The organism is Nocardioides sp. CER19 (assembly GCF_029846275.1).
In the GTDB taxonomy this organism is placed as follows: Bacteria; Actinomycetota; Actinomycetes; order Propionibacteriales; family Nocardioidaceae; genus Nocardioides.
Genome location: NZ_JARVWS010000002.1, coordinates 1,134,822 through 1,147,848 on the forward strand (window position 1 = coordinate 1,134,822; position 13,027 = coordinate 1,147,848).

At 65.9% G+C, this 13,027-nt stretch carries 6 protein-coding genes; 5 read left to right on the forward strand and 1 reads right to left on the reverse strand.

Translation table 11 applies throughout. The features are described from left to right. Positions 1-98 precede the first annotated feature (98 nt). From QDS12_RS13970 to QDS12_RS13985, 4 genes are all read left to right on the forward strand, one after another. Positions 99-1,577, forward strand: a complete 1,479-nt coding sequence (locus tag QDS12_RS13970; protein ID WP_279879728.1) for an aldehyde dehydrogenase family protein — start codon at positions 99-101, stop codon at positions 1,575-1,577. A gap of 40 nt (positions 1,578-1,617) precedes the next feature. Then, positions 1,618-3,039 (forward strand): FUSC family protein, encoded by a 1,422-nt coding sequence (locus tag QDS12_RS13975; protein WP_279879730.1) that lies wholly within the window; start codon positions 1,618-1,620, stop codon positions 3,037-3,039. Positions 3,040-3,298: 259 nt separating this feature from the next. Continuing rightward, positions 3,299-4,084, forward strand: a complete 786-nt coding sequence (locus tag QDS12_RS13980; RefSeq protein WP_279879732.1) for a nucleotidyltransferase domain-containing protein — start codon at positions 3,299-3,301, stop codon at positions 4,082-4,084. A gap of 1,531 nt (positions 4,085-5,615) precedes the next feature. Next, positions 5,616-11,516: an RHS repeat-associated core domain-containing protein gene (locus QDS12_RS13985; protein WP_279879734.1), complete on the forward strand. Its 5,901-nt coding sequence runs from the start codon at positions 5,616-5,618 to the stop codon at positions 11,514-11,516. Between the two features lie 761 nt (positions 11,517-12,277). Here QDS12_RS13985 and QDS12_RS13990 read toward each other — a convergent pair. After that, the gene (locus QDS12_RS13990) at positions 12,278-12,604 is read right to left on the reverse strand and encodes a hypothetical protein (RefSeq protein WP_279879736.1); all 327 of its coding nucleotides are present in this window, start codon (positions 12,602-12,604) and stop codon (positions 12,278-12,280) included. Between the two features lie 10 nt (positions 12,605-12,614). Between QDS12_RS13990 and QDS12_RS13995 the strand changes: the two genes are divergently transcribed. Further along, the gene (locus QDS12_RS13995; protein WP_279879738.1) at positions 12,615-13,013 is read left to right on the forward strand and encodes a hypothetical protein; all 399 of its coding nucleotides are present in this window, start codon (positions 12,615-12,617) and stop codon (positions 13,011-13,013) included. Positions 13,014-13,027 lie beyond the last annotated feature (14 nt).

The following is a 13,027-nucleotide window of genomic DNA, read 5'->3' on the forward strand; positions in this document are numbered from 1 at the left end:
CGTGACTGATCCGCCGCCGTCACAACGCGGACGACAGTGATGCCACACCCGGCCCGGGGCGATCCCGGCCGGGCATGGACCACGTCGAGGAGCAGAGCATGTCTGTAATCAGTACGACCACCGCGTCTCGCGGTCTGTTGATCGGTGGCAAGGAAGTCCCCGCGATGTCGGGACGTACCACCGACGACGTCAACCCGGTCACAGGTGAGGTCTACCTCACCGTGCCGGCCGCAGGCCCGGCAGACGTCGCGCTCGCGATCGATGCCGCGCACCGCGCATTCCCCGGGTGGGCGGCGACGGCTCCATCGGCTCGTCGCGGGCTGCTGCAGAAGGCCGCCGACCTTCTCGAGGCGCGGGCTGAGGCGTTCGCCGACATCATGGTCGAGGAGACCGGCGGCACCCGGATCTGGGCCGGCTTCAACATCCAGCTCTCGGTGGACCTCATCCGCCAGGCCGCCACCATGGCGACCCGGCCGACCGGTGCGCTCCTCGCCAGCGACGTTCCCGGCGAGTGGTCGATGGCGGTGCGGGAGGCTGCGGGCGTTGTTGTCGCCTTCGTCCCGTGGAACGGCCCGCTGATCCTGTGCGCCCGTGCGATCGCGGTCGCGCTGGCGATGGGCAACCCGGTCGTCATCCGTCCGAGCGAGGATGCCCCGATCACCTCGGGCTATTTCCTGGCCGACATCCTCGCCGAGGCCGGTTTGCCGGAGGGCGTCGTCAATGTCGTGACCAACGACCGGAATGACGCTCCGGTCATCGTCGAGACGCTCATCGCCGACGAGCGGGTACGCCGGGTCAACTTCACCGGCTCCACGCCCGTCGGCCGGATCGTCGGTGAGCTCACTGGCAAGTACCTCAAGCCGGTCATGCTTGAGCTCGGCGGCAAGAACCCGATTCTCGTCCTCGACGACGCCGACCTGCAGTTCGCCGCCCATGGCGTCACGTTCGCGCGGTTCATGAACGCCGGCCAGATCTGTCTCTCCGTTGACCGGGTCATCGTGCACAACGGCATCGCCGATGCATTCACCGAGGCCTTCGTGGCCAAGGTTGCCGAGCTGAAGCAGGGCGAGCCGGATGCACACGACACGCTCGTCGGTCCGATGATCCACGGACGCGCTGCTGAGCGCGTGGCCGAGCTCGTGGCCGATGCGGTCGAGAAGGGCGCGCGGGTCCTGATCGGTGGCGGCCCCGCCCAGGGAGTGCACTACCCGGCGACGGTGCTCGACGGCGTCACGCCGGCGATGCGGATCTACAGCGAGGAGGTCTTCGGGCCGGTCGCATGCATCTTCCGCGTCGAGACCGACGAGGAGGCCATCGCGCTCGCGAACGACACGCCTTTCGGCCTCTCCAGCGCGGTGTTCACTGAGAACGCTGGCCGGGGACTGGCGATCGCACGCCAGCTGCGCCACGGCAACGTCCACATCAACGATCAGTCAATCGCCGACGAGCCGCAGGCACCGGTCGGTGGTGTCAAGGACAGCGGGTTCGGTCACTTCGGCAGTGACTGGGGCGCCGAGTTCTTCACCGAGACACGCTGGGTCACCGTCGCCGACCGGCACCGCGACTACCCCGTCTGATCCGCGGACGATGCGAGTCCCGCTGCGAGCCCCGGTCACGGTGCGTGAACTGATCGGATTCCGGGCTGCTCCCTCGCGGCTCCGCAGCGCGCTCGTCGCGGCAGCGTGCACCGGCGCCCCGATCGCACTCGGCTACCAATTCGGGCAGCCCACCCTCGGGCTCATCGCGAGCACCGGATCGCTGGCGGCGCTCTACGCCGGGAACGGCCGTCCGGGACGCGAGGCCCGCGCGGTGGGGTCCGCCACGATCGGCCTAGCGCTGAGCCTGGCCTTCGGGAGCCTGCTGGCCGGCCACGCCTGGATCGGCCTAGCTGGCAACGCGGCGTGGGCGATCGCCTGCACGGCGGTTTGTGCTGTCGTGCGAGCCAGGGTCCCGGCCACCGTCATGCCGATCCTGTTGTGCGCTGTCGGTAGCGGGCTTCCACCGGGACAGACACTCGTCCGTGGCGCGGCCGTCATCGTGGTGGGAGCAATGGCAACGGCGCTGAGCGTGGTGGCGGCCTTCGGTCGCGGGGGAGGGGCGGTCCGGCACCCCGTCCCTCCCGGGGCGTCACGAATCCGGCTGCGCGAGGAACTTGCACATCTGCCGTTCTCGCCGGTCCCCTTGATGGCGTTGAGATGCGGTGCCGCGGTGGCTCTAGCTGGCAGTTTTGCGACGCTGGTGGACACCGGGCGGGGCTACTGGGCGATGGCGACGGCCGGTGCCGTCCTGGCGCGCGGCAGCCATCTGGCGAGCGCGAACCGTCTTGCCTTCCTCCGCGGGCTTGGTACAGCGGCAGGGTGCTGGCTGGCCGCGGCCATCGCGGCGTTCGGTGTCCATGGCTACGAGGTCGCGGTGAGTCTTGCGGGTCTCACCTTGCTGACCGAACTTGTGATCGCACGCAATTATGCGATGGCGATGGTCTTCGTCACGCCTCAGGCGACGATGCTCGTGGCTGCCGCATCGCACGCGACGGCGGTCTTCGCGCTGACGCTCGACCGCCTGCTCGAGACTGTCATCGGCTGTCTCGCGGCCGTGGCAGCTGGGACGCTGGTCACCGCTCGCTGGGCGCTGCAGCAGCGGCGGAGAGCCGTGCTGGCGGTTCTCGCCGGAGCAGTACGCCTTCGGGTTGATCCCGGTGCGCCCGCTGTACGGGACTCGCTCGAACGAGCACGCGAGCGGCTGCTGCTCGTGCGTGAGCGCACGGCAGGCGAACGCCGCGGGGTCCGTTCCGCAGTGGAAGCCCTCGACCCCGCACTGGAGACCGCGCTACGGATCGCCGAGGGCGTCCTGGCCTCACCGGAGGACATGGTCTGGGCTGATGACGCGCTCGATCAAATGCGGCAGGTGCCATCGATCCTGGTCGCTGCCCACACTTCTGGGCAGAGCGAGCAGCAAGAGGTCGACGCAGTGCGAGCGGCAGCATTGGTGGCACGCCTCGAATCCATGATGGAGCGGCCGGCAGGGCACGAAGCGCGGTAGGAGCCCGAGGAGCGTGCACCGCTCCTCAGTGGCCTCGGGGGCAGAGGACCGTTCCCCGTGCCGAACGACCGCTTGAACTCCGGAACCCGGTCGGGGTGCTTGTGCAGGAGAAAGTCGACGTTGGTCGCCGACTGGTGGGTGGTGGTGACGGTCAGGAGCACCGGCAGAGTCTGCCGGACGTAAATGCGTTGCGTCGCGATGTTTGAGCACGAGACGCTCGTCGACTTGCCACCGTGGCAGGTGTCAGGAGTCAGCAGCCATGAGGAACCTCGAGTACGGCAACGCGTCTGTCGCCCTGCCCAACGAGATCCTTCGTTCGGTGGTGGGCAGCGGCGTGCACGGGATCGCGATCGAAGGCACCGATGACCACGACGAGATGGGCGTCTACATCGAGCCGCCGTCCTACGTGCTGGGCGTCGGCGAGTACCGCAACGACTACATCTGGCGCACTCAGCCCGAGGGCGTCCGCAGTGGCCCCGGCGACACCGATCTGGTGCTCTACTCGCTCCGCAAGTACCTGCGCCTGGCGATCAAGGGCAACCCGACCGTGATGCTGCCGCTCTACGCCCCCGCGGACTCGCTGGTGGTCGTGACGCCGCTCGGTGAGGAGCTCCGGGAGATGCGCTCGGCCTTCCTCTCCCGTCTCGCAGTCGAGCGGTTCCTCGGCTACATGCACTCCCAGCACGAGCGGATGCTCGGCCAGTTCAAGCGCAATGTTCCCAACCGACCGGAGCTGATCGCGAGGTATGGGTGGGACGTGAAGTACGGCAGCCACGCCCTCCGGCTCGCATACCAGGGTCTCGAGATCGCCTCGACGGGCTCGCTGAGCCTTCCGCTCCCGGACCGCGAGCGCGAGCGGGTGCTCGCGGTCAAGCGGGGCGAGGTGCGGCGCCTCGAGGTCTCAGCCGAGATCTCCCAGATCGAAGCGGAGGTGCGAGCACTGCTCGGCGACGACCGTTCGCCGCTCCCGCGTGTGGCGGATCTCAGCAGAATCGAAGCATGGGCGGTCGACGCCCAGCGCCGGCACTGGGACTGGGCCGCCTGAGGTCGCGAAGACCTGTTGCGCAAAGCAGAGAACCCCTCACAGTTGATGCGAGGGGTTCTCCTTCTTGGAGGAGCCCCACCATTCCACGATCCGATCGCCTCGTGAGGGATCTGGTTCTCAAGAACAGGGGATTCGATCTGACTGGCCGGGCACAACACGACCGGGACATAGTTGCGCAAACCGAAGGACCCCTCACAGTTCACTGTGAGGGGTCCTTCACCTGTGTAGCGGGGAGACGCGGCAGCGCTTCGGTCACGCCATGAGGAGGCGGTCGGTCCCCGCGCGAAACCGCTCGTGCACCAGGTTGCTGCACCAGGTGCTGCACTTGATCCAGGCGGGTGGGACCGGACATTCGCACACATACTCCGACAGCGTCACGACGGGTGCGCGACCTCCTGACGGTGCCACGCGAACGCAGCGTTCGGCAAGATCGCTCCACGATGAAATGCTCCAGTGCGACAGACGGCGGCGTCCCGCCCGACCTCAACTCGACGCACTGACGCGGGGCGTCACCGCAGTACGGCAGCGACAGTGCGTCGGTGCCGCGACGTGGACATTGCGAGGTTAGAGGGGTCGTTGCACTGCACGTCGCGCGACCGGAGCCGGGGGTCATAAGCACAGTCATGACAAACCTCATGAACGTAGGTGTAGTTCGGCTGCTCGGACCCGACGGAAATTTGCCGTAGCGATTTCTCCACGTGGCCGTCGGCACCATCACGATGTTTGCGCGGGCCGGCACACCTCAGACGGGACCGTCGCCCTGGCACGCCCGGCCCGTTTGAGATAGCGCGGGGAGCGTCCGAATCTGGTCTCCCCGTCCGGGTCGGCATGCTCAAGGGGTGCGAGTGGGCGGGGCGACGAGAGCCTCGCCGACGACCTCCGATCGTGTGGTCAGGACGGCCGGAGGAAGACGCGCAAGTCCTGAAGTGGCGCGACTTCACGCCCTCACGTTGGCTCGGTTCTCGCTCCTGGTCGGTGCCTCGCTGCACACCACGAGGGCCTGGTGGCTAGGCGCCATCCTCCTGGTCGCGGGCTTCGTCCTGGTCAATGTGGACACGGCGAGGCGACACCGCGCGCTGCGGCCCGTATCCCGAGAGTGAAGGCCGGTGCGCCAGCCATCGGGACGCCCTGACTGAGGGCTCTCCTTTTTGGGTCGCGGGTGTGTGCTTGGGCTCCCTGACGGGCGTTGTTCTGGGCGTGCTCGCGCAGGAGGTGGTTGTAGGCGATCGGGTCGTCGTAGCCGTTGAGGCGGTGCCGCATCAGTCCCAGGAGGCGGTTCGTCCAAGCTTGATTGGGTAGCACGAAGGTCCTCGAGCGGATGGCGTCGCGGACCTTGGTCAGGTTCACCTCTGCGCGGTCGTCGAGTAGTGCGCGGGGAGCTGGGCGCGCTGCGCGGCAGCCGAAGCGACGTTGACACCACGCTGGTCGTGCTGCCAATGTCCGCTTCCGTCACGATCTTCACGCTCGTTCCTGGCGGGTTAACCAGGGTGCGTCTATCTCGGAAGGCCCTCTCGCCATGCGTTCGTTGCGCTTGAAGAAGCCCGTCTCGCCGTACCCGACCAGCCGGATCACCCCGCGCCGGGGTGCGAGGCATGTTCGAACGTTCCTGGCGGCACTGATGGTGACCGGGGTCCTGCAGGCTGTGTTGGTGGTGGCTCCGGGTTCCTCACCGTTGGTGTCGCGGGCCGATGCGGTGGTCACGGGCAATGGCGGGATGTTCGTGCCTGCGGTTGGTCGGCTCGTGGACAGCACGAACGGTGTGGGTGGCTACACCGGGCCGACGACGCCCTATGGATGGCGTACGTACTACCCGATGGCGATGGGCAAGTTCGGCATCCCGTCCTCGGGAGTGGACGCCGTCCAGGTTACGCTGATCGCGGTGACGCCCGCGGCGGCCGGCAGCGTGCACGTGCGTCCCACGGGGGGTGCGAACTCGTGGGGTGCGCTGACGTATCACACTGGGGTGACTGGCTCGGTCTCGAACACCGCGATCGTCGCCTTGGGCACCAATGGTGGGTTTGACGTCGAGACCGACACGAGCATCAACATGATCATCGACGTGCAGGGCTACTTCACCTCGGGTACGACGGCCGCTGGCGGCTATGTGCCCTCACTGGCGCCGGCTCGGATCATGAACACGGTCACCGGTGTGGGTTCCCCGAAGGCTGTCCTGACGTCAACCTCGGTCTTGACCGTGAACGTGGGCGGCTACGGCGGAGTCCCGACGAATGCTTCCGCAGTCGTGTTGAACTTCGAGATCCTCAACCACGCTGCCGGCTCGGGTTACATCAACCCCTACCCGGCCGATGCGACGGCGCCCACAGTGAGCTTGAACTTCGCGGCCGGTGACGGGGTGAACACCTCCGTCTCGTCGACCGTGGACTTGTCGCCGAGCGGGCAGATCAAGGTCGCGACCGGGCTGGCAGCCGGCTCGACCATCGACTTGATGGTCAATGTGGTGGGCTACTACACCGCGCTGGATCCGAACAGCAGCAGTCAGGGCATCGCCGCGTTCACCCCCGCCTCGGCGCGAGTGCTGACTAACTTCACCGTGAATGCGAACTCCACTTCCACGGTGCCGATCGCGGGGGTGCAGGGGGTCCCAACGATCGGGTCGGGCATTAACGCCGCTGTGGTTAACATTCAGGTCCGTCAGACCACCAGTACCGGGGGCGGCAGCCTGGGGGTGTGGGGTGATGACCAGACCAACCCGGGTACAGCTGTGCTGAACTACCAGCCGGGCGCGACGCGGTCGAATTTCGCCACCATCCCGCTGGGCACCGGTGGTGGCGTGGTGCTCTACAACTACGGGCCCAACCCGATCTCGGTCTACATCGACATCCAGGGCTGGTACATCACCACCGACGCGGTGGTTGCGGGTGGGCAGACCGCCACCCAGAAGTCGGTCGTGCTGGACGCCTCGCCGGTGGGAATCGCGGCCGGGCGACCATGGGTGACCTACCGATATCGGACCCAGACCAGCGGCCCGTTCATACAGGTGCCGCCCGCGCACGTCGTGAACAGCAGCGGCGTCCACCCTTCCACTTGGCCGGTCTCGGCCACCGGGACTGGCACGAGTGCGACGTTCACGCCCTACACCTGGAACCTGAAGGCTACTTTGGGTGACCTGCGCGCTGCCCCCACCAGCGGGCAGATGGTGCAGGTCCAAGCCTGTTATGGCGCGACGGCCACCGATACCGCCCTACGGTGCGGGGTGCTGTGGGCCTTCACCTACGCCCCCGCGGCGTTCGGGTATGCCAGCGCAACCACCACGGTCGGTCCCGGCGAGTTGTCGCTGCTAACTGGCGACTACCAGATCAGCGCGGTCGACGCCGCTGCAGCCTCCTCCCTCGGCGGGCTCGAGGTCGGCCGCACGCTGACCACCTACAAGGCCCCAAACTCCACGATGGCGAGCACCGCAGGGTCAGGAGCCTCACCGGCGGCAGGAATTTTCGGGCCCGGCTGGAGCGCCGATCTGACCGGCCCGAGTACCGGCGCAGCCACCATGACGGTGACCGACAACCACGCCAAGGGATACTTCACCTTCACCGACACCGACGGCGCCAGCTACGTCTATCAGGCCGGGCTCGCCACCGAAACTGTAACCCCCTACACCGGTGTAGGTGACGCGGCCGGAGACGGGGTAGTCGTCACGTGGGACAGCACTCAGCCAAAGCTGGTCACCATGTCCGAGGACGATGGAACCCAGACGATCTTCACGCTGGCCGATTCGGTCAGTGGGCAACCCGCCCGCGGCACGGTCAGCAAGGTTGTCGAACCCGGCAACAACACCACTACGAGTTACAGCTACAACGGCGCAGGCCAAGTGAAGCGGATCTTGGCGCCGGGGCCCGCGAACGTCACGTGTACCGACGCCAACGCCGACACCACCCCGGGCTGCCGGTCGCTCCTGTTTAACTACACGAGCGCTGGTGACCGTCTCGACGGCATCGAACTGTCGATACCTCAGTCGCCTACCGCCACGAATCTGATCACAGTCGCTAAGTACGCCTACGACAGCGCCGGACGACTCAGTCAGGCATGGGACCCTCGCGATCAGAGCGTTTCCGGGGAAGCCCTCAAGACGACCTACTCCTACTTGGCGTCCGGCGTTAACGCGGGCCGGCTGGCCAGCATCGCCCCACCCGGCGAAGAAGCCTGGTCGCTGGTCTACGACAGCGACGGCCGCCTGAGCAAGATTCAGCGCAACATGCCGGTAGGCAACCCCGTCTCAGGGGTTGTTAGTAAGACCGCGACAACCAGCATCGTTTACGACCTCCCGCTCACCGGGAGCGGGTTGCCGCCGATGACGATGACGAATACCAAGACCTGGGGACAAACCCGGAGCGTGCCCGCTGAGGGCAACGGCACAGCGGTCTTCGGCGCCGATCATGTCCCGAGCGGAGACCCCGCCACACCCGTGACTATCGACGCTGGCGGCGGCGAAGACTGGAAGTACGCGACGTTGCACTACCTCGACGTCAACGGGCGAGAGACCAACACCAGCAACTGGGGGCAACGCAGCGTCACCGACGGCACAGGTGCCTGGCTGATCGACACCACCCAGTACGACGCAGTCGGGAACGCGGTATGGCGGTTGAGCGCGGACAACCGCGCCCAGGCGATCACCACCACCCCTGACACCGACGCGTTCGCCGCCGCCGGTGCGACCGCGGCTCAACGTGCCGACATGCTCGCCGACACGGCCCTCTACGACGCCTTGGATCCTGGCAAGGTTACGGACACCTACGGCCCCACCCACCCCATCCAGCTCGCCAACGGCACCGCAGTGCATGGTCGAGTCCACGTACACACCGAGTACGACCAGGGCGCACCCAACAACGGCCTCGACCCGAACGGGAATGCCTTCCGGCTCCCGACCACGGTCACGACGACCGTGTACGACACCGCCACGGAGGCCGATATCGCGAACACCACCAGCGATAACACTGACGTCAGCATCCAGCGCTACGGCTATGACCCAGTCGGGTCGATGAACGGCACCATCAGCGTTGGTGGTGCCGGGGGCAAGACTGTCGACTTCACCGGCTGGAACCTCCGGCGGGCCACCAGCAGCACCCTCCAGATGGGCGCCAGCCCCTCGAGCGAGGATCTGGTCACCACCACTGTTTACGACCCAGACGGCCGCGTGACCGAGGCGCGTCTGCCTGGCAACGCGACGGGTGATGCGGCAGGGACAAGTCCACGCACGACGACGACCATCTACTACACCGCGCCCGCGAGCGGCAGCAGCGGCGAGTGTGTTTCGGCCGTCTGGGCCGGCCTGGTTTGCAAGACCAGCCCCGGTGGGCAACCCACCGGTGACTTCGCCGACGCGCCTCTCCCGACCGTCCTCACCGTCTACGACAGTTACGGGAACCCTACGAAGACCACGGAGACCTATGCCAGCGCCGGCTCCACCGGCGCAGGCGGCTCAGGTGCGCCTACCCGAACTACGACCACCATCTACGACGACGCCGGCCGGATCGTCAAGACCGCTATCGCCACGACTAACACACCCGGCAGCAAGCCGGTTCCCGATGTCACCTTCGGCTACAGCAGCACCACCGGCCGCCCGATCACCCAGACCACCGGCACCGGCAGCTCGGCCAAGACCATCACCACCAGCTACAACGGCGTGGGGCAGGTCAGTTCCTATACGGACGCCTCGCCCGGGACAACCAGCGAGCGGACTACCTACACCGGCTACGACATCGTCGGGCGAGCCGTCTCGATCGTCGATGCCAAGGGCGCGACTACCTGGGACTTTGACAGCTCCGCAGAGCATCGGGGCATGGTCAGCGTCGAGCGCCACGCCTCAACCCCAACGTCGGCGAGCATTCTCGGCTCCAGCGGGTCCACGGACAGCGACGGGAACCTCGACCTCAGCGGCACAACCGCCACGTTCGGTTTCACAGCTGCCTACAACGCTGCGGGTGCCCAAGTTACCCAGGGCTACCCGAACGGACTGACCGCGACGACTACGTACGACAACACCGGCAACGCCACCACGCTGAAGTACACAAAGAGCTCAGACGGAGCGAGTGCGACGTGGATGGCATTCAGTCATACCGCCGGCACTGGCGGTCGCATCGTCGCCGAGTCTGCCACTCTGAGCGCGTCAGCCGCCTCGAACCAGACCTACGCCTACGACCCCGCCGGTCGGCTCACCAAGGTCCAGGACACCGTCAACCCCCCTATTAGCGGAACTGGCAGCACCACCTGCACCACGAGGATCTACGGGTACGACCAGCACTCCAACCGCACTAGCCTCAAGACCTACCCGGCGGCCACCGGGGGCGCCTGCTCGACGAGCACCAGCGCATCCGCTGTCACCTCCACCTACGACAGCGCCGACCGCATCGTGGCGTCCAGCAACGGTAGCGACGGTGCCTACAGTTATGACCCCATGGGCCGGACCCTCACTCTGCCAGGCAGCGATGCGACTGCAAGTGGCTCCTCGGCCACCGCCACCGGGCAGGCCACTTTCGAATATTTCGACAACGACCTCGCGGCCACTCAGAACCAAGGCAGCGGTACCAACGCTCTTCAGGTCGACTTCACACTCGACGTCCAACAGAACCGTTTCGCAGAACAGACCACCGTCGTGGGCGCGAGTGGCTCGGCAGTAGCGACCACGGTGACCAACCATTTCGACGGCGATAGTGATGCGCCATCGTGGACCAGCACTACGCCGTCTAGCGCAGGTGCGTCAGTCTGGGAAGCATACATACTCGCTCCCAGGGGAGGGCTCGGCGCTGTCGTATCGAGTCTCGGTCAGGTCACGCTGCAACTGACGAATCTAGACGGTGATGTCGTTGCTGCGGTCCCGTTTGATGGGACAGTTGATGATTTGCTTGGCAGCTACGCAGAAAGCACAGAGTTCGGCGCTCCTCGCGACCTCGCAAAAGAGATGCAGCCGTATGGTTGGCTCGGTGCTAGCCAGCGGTCAAACAACAGCGTCGCTGGGCTCGCGCTCATGGGAGTGCGGCTCTACAGTCCGGCGACTGGTCGATTCTTGTCGACGGACCCCGTCGTTGGCGCCAACGCCAATGCATACACCTACCCGCTAGATCCGATCAGCACTTCCGACGAATCAGGAGAGGGACCGACTCGATCCGGCGACGATGACGTTTACTTCTCGAGATGGGAATTCGTGGACGATTTCATAACCGTCGGGGAGTGGAGGGGTCATATCGAAAAATACGGCCCGATTAAGCGCGGGAGCATGCATCGGTACATCATGCATGAATATCTGCACGCGCGCACCATATACCGCGTAAGGGACCACAAGAAGGTCGGATACGAATACAAGCAGGTTGTGAAGTACTTTGACCAGACATACTCGTGCCCCGGCTATTGGAGGTGCCGCACCTACAAGCCAATCCATCAATTCACGGGTAAGCCGCTATACTGGACGGTGTGGCTCTAAGCCTGTCTTGCCGTGTGAATGAACACCGACCTGTCGGCCTAGGAGTTTGGTAATGGATGAAGGGCAGGCTCACGACGATGGCGCTCGCAACGGTGACGCCACTAGTTCGACTGATTTAAGCTCGCTACGGGCCCGTTCGGAGCAGTCATTGGAAGCCGGTCTTGCAAGAGTTCATCAAGAGTCGATGGCGACGATGGCTCTCTATGAGGATGCACTCGCGGCCGCCACGACCGAGATTGCATCCCGGCGTCGAAGAATCAGCCATGCTGAAGCGGTAGCGATCTACAAGCATGAGCACGAGGCGAGAGGACTCAAATATCGCCCAGAGTTAGCCGTCGTATCAGCAGAACTCGCCCGTCGCCCAGTCATGGCATACTTTTTCGGTCCCGCCCGGCGCGAATTACGCCGCATGTGGAGGACTGCGAAGGAGTCGGTGTCGCGAGTTAGCGATTAGCTCGAGCGCCGGTTCGTAAAGGCTGGGCACGCAAGGCTCGAAGTGCAACGGAGGTCTTGTCGCTTCGCTATCAGTGCGAATCGGCTGTCTCAGCCCTCATTCCCTTGGGCGGAGTTGTGTACGCGCTGAGGCGGTACGACCGGCAGCCCCGGCAGCGGGCAGACCATGCCCTGCAGGAGAAGTCCGCACCCGAGCGCTAGTTCGCCGACGCACGGTCATCGGCATGAGCGGTATGAGGCGACCTCCGGACCGAGCGGAGAACGGCAGATACATGCGTTCCTCAGCGGCGGCGGAGCGACGCAGGCCCTCACCTGCTGCAAGCTTCACCTTCGCGCGACCGCAACCGCTCGAGAAGCCCTCGAAGGCATGCAGGGAGCCATGCCAGTGGTGCGGCGGAGGCAGAATCATCGGAATGGATCAGTCCTGCCGCCGTAAGTTTGCGGATCACCACGACGAGCGCGGCGGAGCCGACCGCGGCCCATGTGTTCGCACTGGCGAGTCGAATGACACCGGCAGCGGCGAGAAGGTCGAGCAGGACGGGCAGCGCCGTGCGGATCGAGCCGGTGGTGATCAAGACCAGAGCAGCCGTGCCGAGTGCCGCTGCGACCAGAAGCGTTGCGGCGGCTTCTAACATTCCAACCAACATGTCGGCGACCTGCGGGGCCTCGGGCGCCGATGGCACGCTTCTCGGCGAGTGTTCGCTGCTCTTCGCGGATCTCGCGTGCCAGGAAGAAGTTGAGTGCCGTTCGAATGGCCGCGACAGCGGCCAGTTTCCCGAGTTCCTCGAAGCTGGGTGCGATGGCGGTACGAAGCACGTCGCTGGCCAGCTGGAACTCCAGGCCGAGGGCGAGGAACCGTCCGAGTGTCAGGCGGACGGGGACGAAGGCGTCGGCATCTCGTTGTGGGAGGGCACGCGGGAAGCCGAGGATGGCGACGGCGGCACCGATGAAGATGACCGTCGCGCCGCATCCGCGACACGCTGCTCAGCTCGCTCGACATCGCCGCAGACCTCCCACCGGGACCGGATCGCGACCGGCTGCTGACGGTCACGTTCGTC

Bases quoted from the DNA above. Each gene is read 5' to 3' on its own strand.
- QDS12_RS13995 (WP_279879738.1), top strand. From the start codon at position 12,615: ATGTCGGCGACCTGCGGGGCCTCGGGCGCCGATGGCACGCTTCTCGGC.
- QDS12_RS13990 (WP_279879736.1), bottom strand. From the start codon at position 12,604: ATGTTAGAAGCCGCCGCAACGCTTCTGGTCGCAGCGGCACTCGGCACG.
- QDS12_RS13970 (WP_279879728.1), top strand. From the start codon at position 99: ATGTCTGTAATCAGTACGACCACCGCGTCTCGCGGTCTGTTGATCGGT.
- QDS12_RS13980 (WP_279879732.1), top strand. From the start codon at position 3,299: ATGAGGAACCTCGAGTACGGCAACGCGTCTGTCGCCCTGCCCAACGAG.